General features: G+C 43.7%; 1 protein-coding gene. It reads left to right on the forward strand.

All coding sequences use genetic code 11. The annotated features are described in order from the left end of the window. A partial coding sequence (locus R7Q46_RS28980) for a methionine adenosyltransferase domain-containing protein (RefSeq protein ID WP_042777442.1) occupies nucleotides 1-269 on the forward strand: 269 nt, incomplete at its 5' end. Nucleotides 270-574: the final 305 nt, after the last annotated feature.

Here is a 574-nt window from a genome sequence, read left to right on the forward strand (position 1 = left end):
AAATCCAACTTTCTTACGCAATCGGTGTTGCTGATCCAACGTCTATCATGGTTGAAACGTTTGGTACCGAGAAAGTATCTCACGACATCATCATTGAAGCGGTTCGTCAATTCTTCGACCTACGTCCATACGGTCTACAAGAAATGCTTAACCTACTTCAACCAATCTACAAGAAGACAGCAGCATACGGTCACTTCGGTCGCGAAGAGTTCCCATGGGAAGCGACTGATAAAGCTGAGCTTCTACGCGATTTCGCTGGCATCAAGTAATCGAGCCACGCAAGAATCAACAAAGCCCTCGCCTTATGGCGGGGGCTTTTTGTATTGAACATTCCTCCCTCCCCTTGCCGAACAAAAATTCAGCAATTATTTGTAAATTCCCCTATCACCGCCAATAGTTAACATAATGTTAAATGCACTTTTCGATGCATATAACACCGAGTAATAAGATGTAGGTTCACGTGGTGGAGTCCGTGATTAAAACACGTAAACCAAACATCCTTTTGTATGGCTCGATACCAAGTCACTGTACTCCTTAAGATAACCATTGAGATGATCGAGTACTGACGACCTTG

This window comes from Vibrio sp. 811, assembly GCF_033339195.1.